Origin of the sequence: Pseudoduganella violacea (assembly GCF_014191875.1) — a bacterium.
Taxonomy (GTDB): domain Bacteria; phylum Pseudomonadota; class Gammaproteobacteria; order Burkholderiales; family Burkholderiaceae_D; genus Rugamonas; species Rugamonas violacea_A.
On the sequence record NZ_JACHXD010000001.1, the window covers coordinates 205,071 to 224,684 of the forward strand.

Consider the following 19,614-nt stretch of genomic DNA (forward strand, 5'->3'; position numbering starts at 1 on the left):
TTCTCCAGTGTGCTGAAAGTTTTTCAGCGAGGTTGGTCAAGCGATATCGTTGGTTTCATTCTAACGAACAGCGTGGGCCTATTCCAGTAGTCTCTTACTGGAAATCTGGGGTGTGCATTGACGTAGAGCAGAAATGCTAATTGTTGCGGGGCATAGAACGTTTGATTTACATCAAGCTTGCTGCAATTGTGCACAAAAAGACAATTATCGTCACGACAACAATTCGATACCGTCCAGCGTGCGCGCGCACTGTTCCCGTATCACATTGACGAAGTCGAGCACGAAGGCTTTCTGCCGCAAGGCATCCGGCACCGACACGAAGAGATCGCTCCACAAGCCCTGGTCGCCGACCGGGCGCGCGCTCACATAGTCGTAATCCACATAGTTTTTGATGGCCCAGTTCGGCAGCGCGGCCACGCCGCGCCGGCTCGCCACCAGTTGCAGCACGGCCACCGTCAGCTCGGCCGTGCGGCGCTGGTAGTGGATGCCGGCCGGCTGCAGCACTTCGCGGATGAGGTCGATGCGCGCTTCCGGCACCGGATAGGTGATCAGGGTTTCGCCTTCGAAGTCGGCCGCCTGCAAGCGGCGCTTGGCCTGCAATTTATGTTTCAGCGCCATCACCGTCAGGATTTCAAAACGGAACAGCGGGAAGGTGGCGAACTCGCTGGCGTAGTTGGAACCGATCACGAGGTCGGCATTGCCGGCGCGCAGCAGATCGCAGGGCTCGCTGTGGAAGCCCGACACCAGGTCGATTTCCACTTCCGGCCAGCGCTGGCGGAATTCGTCCATGACCGGCATCAGCCAGTCGAAGCAGGTATGGCATTCGAGCGCCACGCGCAACTGGCCCTGGTCGCCCTGGGACAGGCGGGCCACATCGCGTTCGGCTTGCTCGATTTCCGGCAACAGGGTATCGGCCAGGCGCAGCAGGCGCGCGCCGGTGGCGGTGAACCCGATGGGCACGGTTTTGCGCTCGAACAGGGGACCGCCGTAGCGGTCTTCCAGCAGCTTGATCTGATGCGACAGGGCCGATTGCGTCAGATTCAGCAATTGTGCAGCGCGCACCAGACTGCCGGCCGAGCGCAGCGCGGACAGGGTGCGGAGATGGCGGATTTCCAGCATGGTTTTGTATGAAAATCTTTCAAGTTAAGACGCAAAATCTTTCGTTTTTATTATGGGAAGAATTGTCGCACACTCTACATCACCAATATTTAATGCGGATGACAATTTCATGAATGCAATTCAGACCCATATCCCCGGTTTCCCGCGCATCGGCGCGGCGCGCGAACTGAAATTCGCGCTGGAGCGCCACTGGCGCGGCGAAGCAGATGAAAACGAGCTGGAGGCGGTCGGCCGCGAACTGCGCGCGCGCCACTGGGCGCAGCAGCGCGCCGCCGGCCTCGATTTCGTCACCGTCGGCGACTTCGCCTACTACGACCACGTCGCCAACCACATCCAGCTGTTCGGCTGCGAACCGGCCCGCTTCGGCTTCCGTAGCCGCGATTCGGCCCTGGCGCGCTACTTCACGATGGCGCGCGGCGGCCGCACCGACGCCGCCTGCGGCCACGGTCCCGGCTGCGGCCATGCTGGCCATGCGCTGGAAATGACCAAGTGGTTCGACACCAACTACCACTATCTGGTCCCGGAATTCTCGGAGCAGACCGCCTTTGCCCTGGCCGGCGAGCGCCTGCTGGGCGAAGTGGCGGAAGCGCAGGCCTTGGGCCATCCCGTCAAGGCCGTGCTGCTCGGCCCCTTGAGCTTCCTGTATCTGGGCAAGGAGCGCGCGGCGGCCGAGGGCTTCTCCCGCCTCGACCTGCTGGAACGCCTGCTGCCCGTGTATGGCGCGCTGCTGAGCCGCTTGAAGGAACAGGGCGTGGCCTGGGTGCAGATCGACGAACCGATTCTCGGCCTGGACCTGCCCCCGGCCTGGCGCAACGCCTTCGAGCAGGCGTACTGGCAGCTGAATCAGGCTGGCGCCCAGCTGCTGCTGGCCACCTATTTCGCCCCGCTCGAAGAAAACCTGAGCCTGGCCTGCCGCCTGCCGGTCGCCGGCCTGCATGTGGATGGCGTGCGCGCCGCGCATGAGCTGATCAATGTGGCCGACTGGCTGCCGGCGCACAAGGTGCTGTCGGTCGGCATCGTCGACGGCCGCAATATCTGGCGCAGCGATCTGGATGCGGCCCTGGCCCGCCTGGCGCCGCTGCTGGCCAAGCGCGACGGCAAGCTGTGGCTGTCCACCTCCTGCTCCCTGCTGCATGTGCCGTTCAGCCTCGATGCCGAAACCAAGCTCGATCCGGAACTGAAAAGCTGGCTCGCCTTCGCCGCCGAAAAACTCGGGGAACTGGCCGTGCTGAAAGCGGCGGTGGCGCTGGGGGATGGCGGCCAGCACGCCGCTGCGGCTGGCGCCGAGGCAAGCGCTGCCGCGCTGGCCGAGGCCCGCGCCCGCATCGCCGCCCGCCGCGCCAGCGCCCGCGTGCACAATGCCGCCGTCGCGGCGCGCCTGGACGCGGTGGCCGCCGATCCCCAGGCCGACCGCCGCGCCGCGCCCTTCGCCCAACGCCAGCAAGTGCAGCGCGAGCGTCTGCGCCTGCCCGCCTTCCCCACCACGACCATCGGCTCCTTCCCGCAAACCCCGGCCATCCGCGGTGCGCGCGCGGCCTTCAAGCGCGGCGAGCTGGCGGCTGATGCCTACCAGGCCGCGATGCGCGCGGAAATCGCCTACGCCATCGAGCGCCAGGAAATCCTCGGCCTGGACGTGCTGGTGCACGGCGAGGCCGAACGCAACGATATGGTCGAATACTTCGGCGAGCAGCTCGACGGCTTCGCCTTCACCCGGAACGGCTGGGTGCAATCCTACGGCTCGCGCTGCGTCAAGCCGCCCGTGATCTACGGCGACGTGGCGCGTCCGGCCGCCATGACCGTGGCCTGGACCGTGCATGCGCAAAGCCTGACCAAAAAGCCCGTGAAAGGCATGCTGACCGGCCCCGTCACCATCCTGCAATGGTCCTTCGTGCGCGACGACCAGCCGCGCGAGCGCACCGCGCTGCAGATCGCCCTCGCCATCCGCGACGAGGTGGCCGACCTGGAGCGGGCCGGCATCGCCGTGATCCAGATCGACGAACCGGCCGTGCGCGAAGGCTTGCCGCTGCGCCGCAGCCAGTGGAACGCCTACCTGGACTGGGCCACCAAGGCCTTCCGCCTGAGCGCCAGCGTGGCGCGCGACGCCACCCAGATCCACACCCATATGTGCTACGCCGAGTTCAACGACATCCTGCCGCAGATCGCCGCCATGGACGCCGACGTCATCACCATCGAAACCAGCCGCTCGGACATGGAGCTGCTGGCCGGCTTCGGCCAGTTCCGCTACCCCAATGAGATCGGCCCCGGCGTGTACGACATCCACTCGCCGCGCGTGCCCTCGGCCGCCGAGATGACGGCCCTGCTGCGCAAGGCCAGCGCCGTGATCCCGCCGTCCAATCTGTGGGTCAACCCGGACTGCGGCCTGAAGACGCGCGGCTGGGACGAAACCAATCTGGCCCTGGCCAATATGGTCAGCGCGGCGCGCCAGCTGCGCGCCGAGACAAAGGCCGCGGCGGCGTAAAAACGGCTGTAACACGCATGGATGCTGGGGGGAGCGCGCTTTGATTCGAGCAAAGCCACTCCCCTTTCTTGATTTTCCACAGTAGAATGCTGGGGCCGGGCCAGCCCACTTCTTACTACCGTTTATGTCCAAAAGCACGTTCCAGAAGCCCATCGAAATCAAGATTTCCACCGTCGTCGCCGTTTCCGCCATCCTTTACACCTCGGATGGCATCGCGCTCGACGCCGCGCTCAACGAAATGACCGGCGGCGTGCCGGACTTCTTCGAAGGCGACCTGGCCGTGATCGACGTCGGTTCCCTGGCGCCCGGCAGCGAGCGCATCGACTGGGCCAGCACCATCGCCCTGCTCAAGAAATACCGCCTGAACCCGGTGGCCGTGCGCAACGCCACGCCGGACATGGTGGAAGAGATCCAGGCCCACGGCCTCTCGCTCGACAGCGGCAAGCGCGAGGAGCCGGCGCCACCGGCGCCCGCCCCGGCCAAGGCGGCTGCGCCGGCCAGCGCAGCCGCCCCGGCCGCCGCACCGGCCGTGGGCGCCGGCGGCACCATGATCATCGACACCCCGGTCCGCGCCGGCCAGCGCATTTACGCGCGCGGCGGCGACCTGATCGTCATGGCCGTGGTCAACAATGGCGCGGAACTGATCGCCGACGGCAGCATCCACGTGTACAACACCCTCAACGGCCGCGCGCTGGCCGGGGCGTCCGGCAAAACCGACGCCCGCATCTTTGCCCTGTCGATGGCGCCCGAACTGCTGTCGATCGCCGGTGTGTATAGCACCTTCGAAGACGGTTTCCCTGCGGCCCACGCGCGACAGCCCACACAAATCAGGCTCGTCGGCGACCGACTGGATATACAATCTGTCAATTCCGCAACCCGCGCATAAAGCACGGCACTCAAAAAAGGATTATTTGTGGCAAGAATTATTGTTGTGACGTCCGGCAAGGGCGGTGTCGGCAAAACGACTTCCAGCGCCAGCTTCGCCAGCGGCCTGGCCCTGCGCGGACACAAGACCGTGGTCATCGACTTTGACGTTGGCCTGCGCAATCTGGACTTGATCATGGGCTGCGAACGCCGCGTGGTGTACGACCTGATCAATGTCGTCAACAAAGAAGCCTCGCTGAACCAGGCCCTGATCAAGGACAAGCACTGCGAGAACCTGTTCATCCTGCCCGCCTCGCAGACGCGCGACAAGGACGCGCTGACCGAAGAGGGCGTGGAAGCCGTGCTGCACGAGCTGATCAATATGGGCTACGAGTACATCATCTGCGACTCGCCGGCCGGCATCGAGCATGGCGCCCTGATGGCGCTGACCTTCGCCGACGAAGCGCTGATCGTGACCAATCCCGAAGTCTCCTCGGTACGCGACTCCGACCGCATTCTCGGCATCATCCAGGCCAAATCGCGCCGCGCCCAGTCCGGCGGCGAACCGGTGAAAGAGCACTTGCTGATTACCCGCTACGCGCCGAAACGCGTGGAAGCCGGCGAAATGCTGTCCTTCACCGACGTGCAAGAGATCCTGCGCATTCCCCTGATCGGCATCATTCCCGAATCGGAGCAAGTGCTGCACGCCTCGAACCAAGGCAATCCCGCCATCCACTTCAAGGGCACCGACGTCGCGAACGCGTACGAAGACGTGATCTCGCGCTTCCTCGGCCACGAAACGCCGCTGCGCTACACCAACTACGAAAAGCCAGGTCTCCTGCAGCGTATTTTTGGAGCAAAGTAAATGGCCCTGCTTTCCTTTTTATTCCCCAGCAAGCCGAAATCGGCCAATGCGGCCAAGGAACGGCTGCAAATCATCATCGCCCGCGAACGCAACGGCCGTAGCGGCCCCGACTTCCTGCCCGCCCTGCACAAAGAGCTGATCGAAGTCATCTCCAAGTACACCAAGGTCAACGCCGACGACATCAAGATCTCGCTCGACCGCCAAGGCAACCTCGAAGTCCTCGACGTCAACGTCGTCCTGCCCGACGCCTGACCCCACCGTTTGATCTTCCTCAACAAATGTCCACCCTGGTGTCAGGCACTGGGGTCGGACATTGTTTGATCTGGCGCAAAGAATGTCCGACCCTCGTGCCTGACACCAGGGTTAGACATTGTTTGATGCAGATCAAAGGCTTAGCGGGCGGCGAGCAGTTCGGCGGCGACTTTGGCGCAGGCGTCGATGTGCTGGTTGCCGATCTGGCGGAAGGCAATAAAACCGATCGCGGCGGAGGCGATCTGGCCGGCGATCGGGACGATCCGCGTGGCTTGCTTGGCCACCAGCTTGGCGCCGCTGCGCCGCAAGAGCTGCAGCACCAGCTCCTTGGTGATTAATTTTCCTATCAGCATGCCGCCGACGCTGAGCGCGGCTTCATACGCGACCAGGCGGAATCTGGGCTGCAAACGCTCGATCTGGGCCGGGGTCAGGCCGAATTCGCGGTTGATGTCGTCAATGACGGCGGCGAACAGGCCGAGGTCGGCCGCCAGGTCGACGCCCGGCAGCGGCACGGCGGCAATCCCGGCCGAGACGGCGGCGCGGCGCTTGACGATGCGCCGGCAACGGGCTTTCACCTCTTCAATATCGCGCTCCGAGGCGGGCATCAGGGTCCAGTCGGGCATGCGGCGGCTTCTCCTATGCAATATTGCAATTTTTGTAAAATTTAATTGATTAGCGTCTTTTTCCAGTGTACCGTGTTATCGCTAGACGGGTCCGCACCGCCGCAGGATGGAATTTCTTAATAGAACGTTACAGTTCGTGAAGATGTGAATTGTAAATCCCTGTTATTATTCCTGTAACCATTGTTTAACAAGCCTGTCTATATGAGAATCGTTGTACTCGATAAAGAACGCAATCAGACGGACTTGATCTGCCAGGTGCTGAGCGCCGCCGGCCATGTCTGCCATGGCTTCCAGACCGGCAAGGATGTGCTGAACCAGCTGCGCCGCGAGAATTACGATATGTTGATCCTCGACTGGCAAACCGAGGATACCCATGCCGCCGAACTGATGCGCCGCGCCCGCGAACGCCTGCCCGAGCCGGCGCCCGTCATCTTCATGACCACCACCGCGGGCGAGGACGATATCGTGGCCGGCCTGGCCGCCGGCGCCAACGATTACCTGGTCAAGCCGCTGCGGCGCAGCGAGCTGGTAACGCGCGTGCAAGCCATGCTGCGCCGCGCCTATCCGGCCCAGAACGGCGCGGAGCAGCTGCAATTCGGTCAGTATGTGTTTGAAACCCGCCCGGGCCGCCTGCTGCGCGACGGCCTCGTGCTCGACGTGACGCATAAGGAATTCTCGCTGGCCCTGCTGTTTTTCCGCAATATCGGCCGGCCGCTGTCGCGCGCCTACATCCACGAGACCGTGTGGATCCGCGAAACCGATGTCCCTTCGCGCACCATGGATACCCATGTCTCGCGCGTGCGCAATAAGCTGCAACTGAAGCCGGAGAACGGTTTTCGCCTGGTGCCGGTCTATAGTTACGGCTACCGGCTGGAGAAACTTGGCGTCTAGCAGGAGCGCCACAGTCCGGGCAAGAAAATGTACCGGGGGGAACATCACGGTATAATGTCGGCCAACGCCTGCCAAAATTCCAGAAATGCAAGTTCTTGCCGTCGGCCTCAACCATACCACTGCGCCTGTCGCCCTGCGCGAACGGCTGGCGTTCGCGCCTGAGCAGCTGGGCACGGCGGTGACGGCGGCGCGCAACTGGTTCCAGCGCCTGGACAACCGTTTCAGCGACGAGGCGGCCATCCTGTCCACCTGCAACCGCACCGAGCTGTACGCGGCCAGCGGCGCCGACAACGGCCTCGACGCGGGCGCCCATTTCCTTGCCGATTTCCACAAGCTCAACTACGCCGAACTGCGGCCCCACCTGTATCTGCTGCCCCAGCACGATGCGGTGCGCCACACCTTCCGCGTCGCTTCCGGCCTGGATTCGATGGTGCTGGGCGAAACCCAGATCCTGGGCCAGATCAAGGACGCCATCCGCACCGCCGACGAAGCGGGCGGCCTCGGCACCTATCTGCACCAGTTGTTCCAGCGCAGCTTCTCGGTCGCCAAGGAAGTGCGCAGCACCACGGAAATCGGCGCCCACAGCGTCTCGATGGCGGCCGCCGCCGTGCGCCTGTCGCAGCGCATCTTCGACAAGATCGCCGACCAGAACGTGCTGTTCATCGGCGCCGGCGAGATGATCGAACTGTGCGCCACCCACTTCGCGGCGCAAAATCCGAAATCGATCACCATCGCCAACCGCACCATGGAGCGCGGCGAGCTGCTGGCGCACCGCTTCAACGGCCGCGCCATGCGCTTGGCCGACCTGCAGAACCAGCTGCACCAGTACGATATCGTCATTTCCTGCACCGCCTCCTCGCTGCCGCTGATCGGCCTGGGCCTGGTGGAACGCGCCATCAAGGCGCGCCGCCACAAACCCATGTTCATGGTCGACCTGGCCGTGCCGCGCGATATCGAAGCCGAGGTGGGCCGCCTCAACGACGTCTTCCTGTACACCGTGGACGACCTGGGCAAGGTGGTGCAGACCGGCCTGGAAAACCGCCAGGCCGCCGTGGCCCAGGCCGAAGCCATCATCGAAACCCGCGTGCAATCGTTCATGCACTGGATCGACGACCGCGCCGTGGTGCCGGTGATCCAGGGCTTGCAGGAAAGCGGCGAAGCGATCCGCCAGATGGAACTGGAACGCGCGCGCAAGATGCTGGCCAAGGGCGAGGATGTGGAAGCCGTGCTGGAAGCCCTGTCCAAGGGCCTCACCGCCAAATTCATGCACGGCCCGCAACAGGCCCTGCACCGTGCCCAGGGCGACGAGCGCGCCCAGCTGGCCACCCTGCTGCCCCAGCTGTTCCGCGGCCGCCGTTAGCGCCCGCGTCTTCCTCGGCCGCCCGCGCCCTGCGGCGGCCTTGCCGTTTTTCCCGCGCTGCCCGCGCCCCTCACCGAATCGAATGCCATGAAACCATCAATGCTGGCCAAGCTGGACCAACTCGCCAACCGTCTCGTCGAACTCGACGAATTGCTGATGGCCGAGGGCGCCACGGCGAATATGGACAGCTACCGCAAGATGACGCGCGAGCACGCCGAACTGGGCCCGCTGGTCGAGCTGTACAAGAACTACCAGCAAGCCCAGACCGACATCGCCGCCGCCCAGGACATGCTGGCCGATCCCGAGATGCGGGACTTCGCCCAGGACGAGATCGATGCCGCCAAGGCGCGCATGGCCGAGCTGGAACTGGCGCTGCAGAAAATGCTGCTGCCCAAGGACGCCAATGACGAGCGCAATATCTTCCTCGAAATCCGCGCCGGCACCGGCGGCGACGAGTCGGCCCTGTTCGCCGGCGACCTCTTGCGCATGTACACCCGCTTCGCCGAGCGCAACCGCTGGCAGGTGGAAATCGTGAGCGCCTCGGAAAGCGATCTGGGCGGCTACCGCGAAGTGATCGCGCGCCTGATCGGGCACGGCGTGTATTCCAAGCTCAAGTTCGAGTCCGGCGGCCACCGCGTGCAGCGCGTGCCGGCCACGGAAACCCAGGGCCGCATCCACACCTCGGCCTGCACCGTGGCCGTGATGCCCGAAGCCGACGAAGTCGAGGACGTGCACATCAACCCGGCCGACCTGCGCATCGACACTTACCGCGCCTCGGGCGCGGGCGGCCAGCACATCAATAAGACCGACTCGGCCGTGCGCATCACCCACCTGCCAAGCGGCATCGTGGTCGAATGCCAGGACGACCGCTCGCAGCACAAGAACAAGGCTTCGGCCATGAAGGTGCTGGCGGCGCGCATCAAGGACGTGCAGCTGCGCGAACAGCAGTCGAAGGAAGCGGCCACGCGCAAGAGCCTGATCGGCTCGGGCGACCGCAGCGAGCGCATCCGCACCTACAACTACCCGCAAGGGCGCATGACCGACCACCGCATCAACCTCACGCTGTACAAGCTCGACATGATCATGGATGGCGAGCTCAACGAGCTGACCAATGCCCTGTCCGCCGAACACCAGGCCGAACAGCTCGCCGCCCTCGGCGACTAAGCCCCACCGCGTTTGATCTGCCGCAAACAATGTCCCACCCTGGTGTCAGGCGGGGCCGCCGAGGCACTGGAGTAGGACATTCTTTGATCTAGATCAGCAAATGTCCGACCTTGGTGCCTGACACCAGGGTGGGACATTGTTTGATTTGGCGCAAAGGCGGGGTTAAGGGCGGTATAAGGCCGGGGGCGCGGGGTTTGTGGGAGAATGGCGCGGACTTTACTTTTCTTTCTTTTGACGATGACTTCTCGCTCTGTCTTGATTTCGGTGGCTGCGGCCAGCTTCGGCATGATCGCGGTGGCGATGTATCTGCAGCATGTGATGGACCTGCTGCCTTGTCCGCTGTGCGTGATTCAGCGTTATCTGTTTATCGCGATCGGCGTCACGGCGCTGGTCGGCGCGTTTGCGCGCAAGCCGAAACTGGGCGCGGGCCTGGGCTTGCTGGCGGCGCTGGGCGGCGTCGGCGTGGGCGCCAAGCATTTGTATGTGCTGGCCCATCCCGGCCTGTCCTGCGGCATCGATCCGATGGAAACCTTCCTCAATAAAATCCCGACCGCGACCTTCCTGCCTTGGGTGTTCCAGGCCGATGGCCTGTGCGAGAACGCCACCGAGGGCTTCTTCGGCCTGTCGATTCCGCAGTGGGCCGTGGTGTGGTTCGGCATCTTCGCGCTGGTGTCGCTATGGACGCTGCTGCGCCGCCGCGCATGAGCCAGCACGTGCAGGCCGGTGCCACGGTCGCCTCGCTGCAGCAGCAAACCCGCCTGGACGCGGTGGATAACCGCATCCTGGTCTGCCATGCGCTGAGCTTGAACCGGGTCGGTTTGATTACGCAGTCGGAGCGCATGCTGACCGAGGCCGAGGCGGCGCGCCTGTCGGACTTGATCGAACGCCGCCTGCGCGGCGAGCCGGTGGCCTATATCATCGGCCAGCGCGAATTCTATGGTCTGGCGTTCGAGGTCAGCGACGCGGTGCTGATTCCGCGCCCGGAAACGGAACTGCTGGTGGAACTGGCGCTGGAGCGCCTGCCGCCGCGCGGCCGGGTGCTGGATATGGGCACGGGCAGCGGCGCCATCGCCGTGGCGCTGGCGCATAGCCGGCCCGACGCCGCCGTCAGCGCGCTCGATGTCAGCCCCGCGGCGCTGGCCGTGGCGCAGCGCAATGCGGCGGCCAACCAGGCCCCGGTGCGCTTCCTGCACAGCAGCTGGTATGCGGCGCTGGACGGCGGTGAGCGCTTCGAATTGATCGTCTCCAATCCCCCGTATATCGCCAGCGGCGACCGCCATCTGTCCGAGGGCGATCTGCGTTTCGAGCCGGTGGGCGCGTTGACCGACCATGCCGATGGCTTGTCGGCGCTGCGCACCATCATCGCCGGCGCGCCGCGCCATCTGCTGGGCCAGGGCTGGCTGCTGATGGAGCATGGCTATGACCAGGCCGCCGCCGTGCGTGGCCTGCTCGCGGCGGCGGGCTATCTTGAGGTGCAGAGCTGGCAGGATCTGGCCGGCATCGAACGCGTGTCGGGCGGCCGCCTGGCCTGAGCGGCCCGGCGCCGCTTTGATAAAATACCAAGCTTGAGGTCATCGGCGGCGCCGGCTGCGCGCCGGTGGACGGTTTTTGCCGGCGCTGCACGCACTTTTCCGTTTTCGGTTACTCTCGCACCAATCTTATATATGCTGTACAGGAAAGGAAGAGCCAATTGTCCAATCTTCTGACACGCCGCCTGGCCCTGCTGGCCGATGCCCAGCACCGCCCGCTGCTGAGCGGAGGCCTACGCGGCATTGAGCGCGAAACCCTGCGCGTCCAGGCGGACGGCCATCTGGCGCACACGCCCCATCCATTGGCGCTGGGCTCGGCCCTGACCCATCCCCAGATCACCACCGATTACGCCGAAACCCTGCTCGAATTCATCACCCCGGCCGAGCATGACATCGCCGACACGCTGCACAAGCTGGACGCCATCCACCGCTTCAGCTACGGCAAACTGGGCCAGGAGCTGCTGTGGAGCCAGTCCATGCCTTGCCAGTTGCCGTCCGAGGACGAGATCGAAATCGCCTGGTACGGCAAGTCGAACCTGGGCATGCTCAAGCATGTGTACCGGCGCGGCCTGGCCCTGCGCTACGGCAAGGCCATGCAATGCATCGCGGGCATCCACTACAACTACTCGCTGGACGAGGATCTGTGGGCCTTGCTCAATCATGAAGAAAATGGCGACCGCAAGCTGACCGCCAAGGCTTACCAGTCGGAAGCCTATCTGGCGGCGATACGCAATTTCCGCCGCTACAGCTGGCTCCTGATGTATCTGTTCGGCGCCTCGCCGGCGCTGGCCAGCGGCTTCCTGCGCGGCCAGCCGCACAAGCTCGAGACGCTGTCGGCCGACACCCTGTATCTGCCGTATGCCACCAGCTTGCGCATGAGCGACCTCGGTTACCAGAACGATGCGCAATCCGGCCTCAGCCCGCACGAGAATTCGCTGGACAGCTATGTGGCGACCTTGACGCGCGCCGTCAACCAGCCTTACGAGCCGTATCAGCGCATCGGCACCAAACGCGATGGCGAGTGGGTGCAGCTGTCGACCAATGTGATCCAGATCGAGAACGAGTACTACTCGACCATCCGGCCCAAGCGCGTGATCCGCACCGGCGAGCGGCCGATCCAGGCGCTGTGCCTGCGCGGCGTGCAGTACATCGAAGTGCGCTGCATGGACGTCGATCCCTTCGAGCCGGTCGGCATCAGCCTGGAGACGGGCCGCTTCCTGGACGCCTTCCTGCTGTTCTGCGCGCTGGAAGACAGCCCCACCATTTCCGAAGACCAAAGCCGCCTGTACGCGCAGAATTTCGCGCGCACCGTGAAGGACGGCCGCCGTCCCGGCCTGACCTTGAGCCGCGACGGCGAAGAAGTGGCGCTGCGCGACTGGGGCCTGGCGCTGCTGGAACGTATCCGCCCGGTGGCGGCCCTGCTGGACCAGGCGCGCGGCGACGGCGTGCACGCCGCCTCGCTGGCGGTGCAGGCGGCCAAGCTGGACGATCCGGAGCGCACGCCCTCGGCGCGCGTGCTGGCCGAGCTGCGCGCCAATGGCGGCTCGTTCGCCGCCTTCGGCCTGCGCCAGAGCGAGCGGCATGCGGCCTACTTCCGCGCCCATCCCGCCAATCGCGACGAGGAAGCCTACTTCGGCCAGCTGGCCGCGGAATCGCTGGCGGAACAGGCCGCGCTGGAACGCAGCCAGACCGGCAGCTTCGACGATTATGTGCAGGCTTACCGCGCCAGCAATCTTTGTCCCAACTGCGAGTAAGACCGGCAGAGCGCAGCATGCTGACCTTTTACAACGAACAGCACGACCAACACCGCGCCCGCCATGAGCTGGTGCGCGGCGAAGCCACGCCCTGCCTGGAAACGCCGGCGCGCGCCGAAGCCGTGCTGGCCGAGCTGGGACGGCGCGGCCTGGGCCGCATCGTCACGCCGCATGGCGTGCCGCTGATGTCGCTCGAGCGCGTGCACCAGCCGCGCTATCTGCATTTCCTGCGCAATGCCTGGACCGAGTGGCAGGCGCTGGCGCCCGCCAATACCGGCAAGGACGCCTTCCCCTCCGGCTGGCCGGTGCGCAGCTTCCGCGCCGATATCGAGCCGGAAGGCTTCGACGCCCGTCTCGGCCTGTATTCGCGCGACACGATTTCCCCCATCACGGCCGGCACCTGGACCGCCGCCAAGACCGGCGCCGACTGCGCCGTGAACGCGGCCCATGCGCTGCGCCTGGGCGAACGCGCCAGCTTTGCGCTGACGCGGCCGCCGGGCCACCATGCCGGCGCCGATTTCAGCGGCGGTTCCTGCTATCTGAACAACGCGGCGCTGGCGGCCCAGCATCTGCTGGACGACGGCCTGCGCCGCGTCGCCGTGCTGGACCTCGACTGCCACCACGGCAACGGCACGCAAAGCATCTTCTACGACCGCGCCGACGTGCTGTGCATTTCCCTCCACGCCGACCCGCGCTCCAGCTATCCCCACTATCTGGGCCACGCCGACGAAACCGGCGACGGCGCCGGTTACGGCTATAACGTGAACATGCCGCTGGCGCCGCAGCAACTCAATGCCCAGGCCTGGTTCGCGGCGCTGGAAACGGCTTGCGTGCGCCTCGCCATGTACGGGCCGGAAGCGCTGGTGGTGGCGCTCGGCGTCAACACCTTCCAGGGCGACCCGCACGGCGGCCTCGGTCTGCTCAGCGCCGACTTCCTGCGCGTGGGCGAGCGCCTGGCCTATCTGGGCCTGCCCACCGCTTTCATCCTCGAAGGCGGCAGCGCCATCCGCGAACTGGGCGTAAACGTGGTGAATGTGCTGGAAGGCTTCGAAACCGCGCTCTAAATGCCGGCAATATAGCCAAACAGTTACTTAAGTGTTGCTATTCGACGCCAGATACATCTGGCTTCTTGCTCTCCCCCTACCCCAGCGATATTGTTGACAGACGTTTTATGCAAAACCTGTCGGCATCGGGGCTTCTGGGGAGAACTGGCATGAGCATCAGGAACTTGAAAATCGGCATGCGTATAGGCGGCGGCTTCGTCGTCCTACTGGTACTGGTGGTGCTCATGGCCGTGCTGGGCATGGTGCGCATGAGGCAGATCGAGGACCAGTTGCTCGATATCGCCAAAGTCAATAACGTCGAGGCCCAGTTGCTGGTCCGCATGCGCGTCACCATCCTCGACCGCGCCATTGCCGCGCGCAATGTCGTGCTGCTGACCGAAGCGGCCGACATGAAGCCGGAAGCGGAACGCATCGAGGCCAACGAAAAGAAATACGCCGAAGCCGAAACGGAATTGAACCGCATGTTCAGCACCCTGGCCGCCACGACCGACAAGGAAAAGGCGTCCATGGTCAAGATCAAGGCCAGCGAACAGGCTGTGCTGCCGCCGATCCGCAAGGTGGTGGAGCTGGGGCTGGCCAACCGCAACGAGGAGGCGGTCAAGGTCTTGATGAAGGAAGTGCGTCCCGCCCAGCGGGTGTGGCTGGACGATATCAATGAACTCCTCGCCTTCGAGGACAAGCTCAATCAGGAAGCGATCCAGGAAGCGGAAAGCGTATATGCCAATGCGCGCAACTGGATGGTGGCGATTACCGTGGCCGCCATCGTCTTCGGCCTGGCGATCGCCTGGTGGATCACGCGCAGCGTGACCCAGCCCATCAACGCTGCGGTGGAAGCGGCGCAAACGGTGGCCTCGGGCGACCTGACGCGCGAAATCCAGGTCAATACCAACGATGAAACCGGCCAGCTGCTGCAAGCCCTGAAGGAGATGAGCGGCAGCCTGGAAGACATTGTCGGGCGGGTGCGCCACGGCACGAACGCGATCGCCGTGGCCTCGTCCGAAATCGCCAACGGCAATATGGACCTGTCCTCGCGCACCGAGCAGCAGGCCAGCTCGCTGGAGGAAACCGCCTCCTCGATGGAAGAATTGACCTCCACCGTGCAGCAGAACGCCGACAACGCGCGCCAGGCCAACCAGCTGGTGGTGTCGGCCACCGAGGTGGCGGTGAAGGGCGGCAGCATCGTGACGCAGGTGGTGGAAACCATGGGCGCCATCAATGCCTCGGCCACCAAGATCGTGGACATCATCAGCGTCATCGACGGCATCGCCTTCCAGACCAATATCCTGGCGCTGAACGCGGCGGTGGAAGCGGCGCGCGCCGGCGAACAGGGACGCGGTTTTGCCGTGGTGGCTTCCGAGGTGCGCAACCTGGCGCAGCGCTCGGCCGCCGCCGCCAAGGAGATCAAGGCCCTGATCGGCGACTCGGTGGAAAAAGTCCAGACCGGCAGCAAGCTGGTGGACGAGGCGGGCGGCATCATGCAGGAAGTGGTCAAGAGCGTGCAGCATGTGAGCGACATCATCAGCGAAATCACCTCGGCCAGCGTGGAGCAGTCGACCGGCATTTCCCAGGTCAACCAGGCCATCGTGCAGATGGACGATGTGACGCAGCAGAATGCCTCGCTGGTGGAGCAGGCGGCGGCGGCGGCCGGCTCGCTGAAGGACCAGGCCGAAGGCCTGGTGCAGGTGGTCAGCGTGTTCAAGATCAACGGCGGCGCGGCGAACAGCTATGCCAGCGCACCGAAGCCGCAAGCGCGCCCGGTGGCCGCAGCAATGCCCAAGCCGGCGCCGCGCAAGATCGCCGTCAAGAGCGCTGCCGCGCCACGCGGCATGGCTGCCAGCAAACCGGCGGCGGGCGGCGACGACTGGGAAGAATTCTGATCTGAACGCGACTTAAACAGCCTTTTGGGATGCCCAGCTAGCCGGCATCCGGCCGGGCCTGCTAGGATATGTGGACACTGTCCACATATCCTTCTTGCAGCCATGACGAAACCGCAGCGCGTCACCACCACCATTTCCGACGGCCTGGCCTATGTGCGCCTGGCGCGTCCCGAGCAGCACAACGCCATCGATTTCGACATGCTGCACGCGGTAGTGAAGGCCGCCCGCAGCCTGCGCAAGCAGCCGGGCGTGCGCGCCGTGATCGTGCATGGGGAAGGGCCATCGTTCTGCTCAGGCCTCGATTTCAAAAGCGTGCTGGCGCGGCCCATGCGCGGGCTGCTGCACTATGCCCAGCTGTGGTACTGCTGGCGCAATAACTTCCAGGACTGGAGCATGGGCTGGCGCGATGTGCCGGCGCCCGTGATCGCGGCGATCCACGGCAACTGCTTCGGCGGCGGCATCCAGCTCGCGCTGGGCGCCGACATCCGCATCGCCACGCCGGATGCGCGCCTGTCGCTGATGGAGGCGAAGTGGGGCCTGATCCCCGATATGGGCGGCGTGGCCCTGTTGCGCGAACTGGTGCCGATCGATGTGGCCAAGGAGCTGGTGCTCTCCGGCCGCGTCTTCAGCGGCGCGGAGGCGATGGAACTCAAGCTGGTCACCCATCTGGCCGACGATCCGCTGGCGGCGGCCGAAGCGCTGGCGGCCGAACTGGCCACCCGTTCGCCGGATGCCCTGGCGGCCGGCAAATTCCTGCTGCAGCGGGCCTGGAGCAAGTCCGAGTCCGGCGCCCTGGCACAGGAGCGGCGCTGGCAGCGCCGCTTGATGGGCTTTGCCAATAACCGCATCGCCATTCAGAACAATCAAGGCGGCAAAGCGGCGGCCGGCAAGGCTTACCAGGCGCGTCGCATACAAGGCTGAGGCGCGCCCGGACGGGCGGCGATTTACACCGATGCCGGATCGGCCTTGCCGGCGTCGATGCCGTAGCGCTGGATCGCCTCGGCAACCCGGCCACGCGGGATTGCGCCTTCGTCCGCCAGCGCTTTCAGGGCGGCCAGCACGATGAAGTGCCGGTCCACTTCAAAGAAGGTACGCAGCGATTCGCGCGTATCGGACCGGCCGAAACCGTCCGTGCCCAGGGAGACGAAACGGCGCTGTTCGACGAAGGGGCGGATCTGGTCGCCGACGATCTTCATATAGTCGGTCGCCACCACCACCGGACCCGCGCGATCGCGCAGGCATTGCTGCACATACGGAATGCGCGGCTCGCTTTCGGGATGCAGCATATTCCAGCGCTCCGCCGCCAGGCCTTCGCGCCGCAGCTCGGTCAAGCTGGTGGCGCTCCACACATCGCTGGAGACGCCGAAGTCCGTCTTCAGCAATTCCCCCGCCGCAATCACTTCGCGCAGAATCGCGCCGCAGCCCATCAACTGCACATGCGGCTTGCCTTGCGCCGCGCTACCGTCGCTGAACAGGTAGAGTCCCTTCAGAATGCCCGCCTCCGTGCCTTCCTGCAGCGCGGGGTTCGGGTAGTTTTCGTTGAGCAGGGTAATGTAGTAGTAGATGTCTTCCTGTTCCACATACATGCGGCGCAGCCCGTCCTGGATGATGACCGCCAGCTCGTAGGCAAAGGTCGGGTCGTAGGAGACGCAGTTCGGAATGACCGAGGACAGCACATGGCTGTGGCCATCGTCGTGCTGCAAGCCTTCGCCCATCAGCGTGGTGCGGCCGGAGGTGGCGCCGAGCAGGAAGCCGCGGGTACGCGCGTCGCCCGCCGCCCAGGTCAGGTCGCCCACCCTTTGCAGGCCGAACATGGAATAGAAGATGTAGAAGGGGATCGCGGCCAGGCCATGGTTGCTGTAGGCCGTTCCGGCCGCGATCCATGAGGAGATCGCGCCGGATTCGTTGATGCCTTCCTGCAGGATCTGGCCGTCCTTGGCCTCCTTGTAGTAACTGAGCTGGCCGGCATCCTGCGGCGTGTAGAGCTGTCCGAGATAGGAATGGATGCCGATCTGGCGGAACAGGCCTTCCATGCCGAAGGTGCGCGATTCGTCCGGTACGATGGGGATCACGAGCTTGCCCAGCTGCGGGTCTTTCAGCAGCGTGGTCAGGATGCGCACGAAGGACATGGTGGTCGAGACGCCGCGCTCGCCGCTATCCTTCAACTGCGTGGCAAAGGTGCTGAGCGGCGGCACCACCAGCGGCGCCACTTTGCTGATGCGGGCCGGGATGTATCCGCCCAGTTCCGCCCGGCGCTGCGCGAAGTAGCGCGCTTCCTCGCTGCCAGGTGCGGGTTTGAGGTAGGGCATCTCCGCCAACTGATCGTCCGACACCGGCAGCGCGAAGCGGTCGCGGAAGGCGCGCACCGCGTCGGCGCTCATCTTCTTCAGCTGGTGGTTGATGTTCTGGCCCTCTCCGGCCTCGCCCATGCCGAAGCCCTTGACCGTCTTGACCAGCACCACCGTGGGACGGCCCTCCGTGCGCACGGCTTGCGAATAGGCCGCGTAGACTTTCTCCGGATCGTGGCCGCCGCGCGTCAAGGCCCAGATTTCATCGTCCGACATATGCGCCACGAGTTCCAGCAGCTGCGGATATTTGCCGAAGAAATGCTCGCGCACATAGGCGCCGTTCTGCGACTTGAAGGTCTGGTATTCGCCGTCGACGCATTCCATCATACGCTGGCGCAGCAGGCCTGTGGTATCGCGTTTGAGCAGATCGTCCCAGCCGCTGCCCCACAGCACCTTGATGACGTTCCAGCCCGCCGCGCGGAAGGTGCCTTCGAGTTCCTGCACAATCTTGCTGTTGCCGCGCACCGGTCCATCGAGGCGCTGCAGATTGCAGTTGACGACGAAGATCAGATTGTCGAGCCGCTCGCGGCCGCCCAGCGAGATCGCCGCCAGCGATTCCGGCTGGTCCATCTCGCCGTCGCCAAGGAAGGCCCAGACCTTGCGGCCCTGGTGTTTCAGCAGCCCGCGATATTCCAGATAGCGCATGAAGCGCGCCTGGTAAGCCGCCGTCAGCGGGCCAAGGCCCATGGACACGGTGGGGAACTGCCAGAAATCCGGCATCAGGCGCGGATGCGGATAGGACGACAAGCCCTCGCGTCCTGCTTCGCGGCGGAAGTTGTCCAGCTGCGCCCCGCTGATGCGTCCCTCCAGGTAGGCGCGGCCATAGATGCCGGGAGCGGAGTGGCCCTGGATGTAGACCATATCGCCGCCAAAGGTGTCGGTGCGGCCACGGAAGAAGTGGTTGAATCCGACGTCATACAGGACGGCGGCGGATTGGTAGGTGGCGATGTGTCCACCCACATTGGAATACTTACCGGCCCGCAGCACCATGACCATGGCGTTCCAGCGGATATACGCGTTCAGGCGCTGTTCCACGCCGAGGTCGCCCGGATAGGCAGGCTGGCGCTCGCGGGAAATGGTGTTGACATAGGCCGTCGTCACCCGCCCGTGCAGATCGCCGTGCTGGGTGACGTCAAAATCCGTCAGTTGGTCGATCAGATAGTGGGCGCGCGGCCGGCCTTCGGCCGCGACGACGGCTTCCAGCGCCGCCAGCCACTCTCGTGTCTCTTGCGGATCGACGTCGGGAATTACAAGGGGCTGAGTCATGGCATATCTCCTGGAAAATAGAAAAGGCAATGTTGTCGGGCTGCTTCATGGATGCAAGACGTAATGGTCGATGAATTGCATTTGCAATCATAGCATTTGCAATCGTTTGAGTGTGGGATAGAATTGCATTTGTAATCGAAACAAGGCGGGGGAAAATAT

The 19,614-nt window shown here is 64.5% G+C and carries 16 protein-coding genes; 13 read left to right on the top strand and 3 right to left on the bottom strand.

Annotation, left to right across the window (positions count from 1 at the left end; genetic code table 11):
* Positions 1–210 precede the first annotated feature (210 nt).
* Positions 211–1,119, bottom strand: a complete 909-nt coding sequence (locus tag FHS03_RS00890) for a LysR family transcriptional regulator (RefSeq protein WP_183439149.1) — start codon at positions 1,117–1,119, stop codon at positions 211–213.
* A gap of 109 nt (positions 1,120–1,228) precedes the next feature.
* Between FHS03_RS00890 and metE the strand changes: the two genes are divergently transcribed.
* The 4 genes from metE to minE all read left to right on the top strand — a co-directional run bounded on the left by metE (position 1,229) and on the right by minE (position 5,579).
* Positions 1,229–3,598 (top strand): 5-methyltetrahydropteroyltriglutamate--homocysteine S-methyltransferase, encoded by a 2,370-nt coding sequence (gene metE, locus FHS03_RS00895; protein WP_183439150.1) that lies wholly within the window; start codon positions 1,229–1,231, stop codon positions 3,596–3,598.
* A 124-nt stretch (positions 3,599–3,722) separates the two neighbouring features.
* A complete protein-coding gene (minC, locus tag FHS03_RS00900) occupies positions 3,723–4,484 on the top strand; it encodes a septum site-determining protein MinC (protein ID WP_183439151.1) in 762 nt (253 codons plus the stop codon).
* Between the two features lie 27 nt (positions 4,485–4,511).
* A complete protein-coding gene (minD, locus tag FHS03_RS00905) occupies positions 4,512–5,327 on the top strand; it encodes a septum site-determining protein MinD (RefSeq protein WP_183439152.1) in 816 nt (271 codons plus the stop codon).
* The gene (minE, locus tag FHS03_RS00910; RefSeq protein ID WP_050410249.1) at positions 5,328–5,579 is read left to right on the top strand and encodes a cell division topological specificity factor MinE; all 252 of its coding nucleotides are present in this window, start codon (positions 5,328–5,330) and stop codon (positions 5,577–5,579) included.
* A 140-nt stretch (positions 5,580–5,719) separates the two neighbouring features.
* Here the strand turns inward: minE and FHS03_RS00915 are convergent, their stop codons facing one another.
* Positions 5,720–6,202, bottom strand: coding sequence for a hypothetical protein (locus FHS03_RS00915; RefSeq protein WP_229426007.1), 483 nt, complete (start codon positions 6,200–6,202; stop codon positions 5,720–5,722).
* Positions 6,203–6,403: 201 nt separating this feature from the next.
* Between FHS03_RS00915 and FHS03_RS00920 the strand changes: the two genes are divergently transcribed.
* The 9 genes from FHS03_RS00920 to FHS03_RS00960 all read left to right on the top strand — a co-directional run bounded on the left by FHS03_RS00920 (position 6,404) and on the right by FHS03_RS00960 (position 16,762).
* Positions 6,404–7,093: a response regulator transcription factor gene (locus FHS03_RS00920; RefSeq protein WP_183439153.1), complete on the top strand. Its 690-nt coding sequence runs from the start codon at positions 6,404–6,406 to the stop codon at positions 7,091–7,093.
* Between the two features lie 85 nt (positions 7,094–7,178).
* On the top strand, positions 7,179–8,453 hold the full coding sequence (gene hemA / locus FHS03_RS00925; protein ID WP_183439154.1) for a glutamyl-tRNA reductase: 1,275 nt from the start codon (positions 7,179–7,181) through the stop codon (positions 8,451–8,453).
* An 87-nt stretch (positions 8,454–8,540) separates the two neighbouring features.
* Positions 8,541–9,617, top strand: coding sequence for a peptide chain release factor 1 (prfA, locus tag FHS03_RS00930; protein WP_183439155.1), 1,077 nt, complete (start codon positions 8,541–8,543; stop codon positions 9,615–9,617).
* Between the two features lie 237 nt (positions 9,618–9,854).
* The gene (locus tag FHS03_RS00935) at positions 9,855–10,322 is read left to right on the top strand and encodes a disulfide bond formation protein B (protein ID WP_183439156.1); all 468 of its coding nucleotides are present in this window, start codon (positions 9,855–9,857) and stop codon (positions 10,320–10,322) included.
* Positions 10,295–11,149, top strand: a complete 855-nt coding sequence (prmC, locus tag FHS03_RS00940) for a peptide chain release factor N(5)-glutamine methyltransferase (RefSeq protein ID WP_229426008.1) — start codon at positions 10,295–10,297, stop codon at positions 11,147–11,149. Before FHS03_RS00935 ends, prmC begins: the two co-directional genes overlap by 28 nt.
* Before the next feature lie 158 nt (positions 11,150–11,307).
* Positions 11,308–12,900, top strand: coding sequence for a glutamate--cysteine ligase (gshA, locus tag FHS03_RS00945; protein WP_183439157.1), 1,593 nt, complete (start codon positions 11,308–11,310; stop codon positions 12,898–12,900).
* A 17-nt stretch (positions 12,901–12,917) separates the two neighbouring features.
* Entirely contained in the window at positions 12,918–13,964 is a 1,047-nt protein-coding gene (locus FHS03_RS00950) for a histone deacetylase family protein (RefSeq protein WP_183439158.1), read from the top strand.
* Between the two features lie 149 nt (positions 13,965–14,113).
* Positions 14,114–15,841: a methyl-accepting chemotaxis protein gene (locus tag FHS03_RS00955; RefSeq protein ID WP_183439159.1), complete on the top strand. Its 1,728-nt coding sequence runs from the start codon at positions 14,114–14,116 to the stop codon at positions 15,839–15,841.
* 102 nt (positions 15,842–15,943) lie between these two features.
* A complete protein-coding gene (locus FHS03_RS00960) occupies positions 15,944–16,762 on the top strand; it encodes a crotonase/enoyl-CoA hydratase family protein (RefSeq protein ID WP_183439160.1) in 819 nt (272 codons plus the stop codon).
* A 23-nt stretch (positions 16,763–16,785) separates the two neighbouring features.
* Here the strand turns inward: FHS03_RS00960 and aceE are convergent, their stop codons facing one another.
* A complete protein-coding gene (gene aceE, locus FHS03_RS00965) occupies positions 16,786–19,455 on the bottom strand; it encodes a pyruvate dehydrogenase (acetyl-transferring), homodimeric type (protein WP_183439161.1) in 2,670 nt (889 codons plus the stop codon).
* Positions 19,456–19,614: the final 159 nt, after the last annotated feature.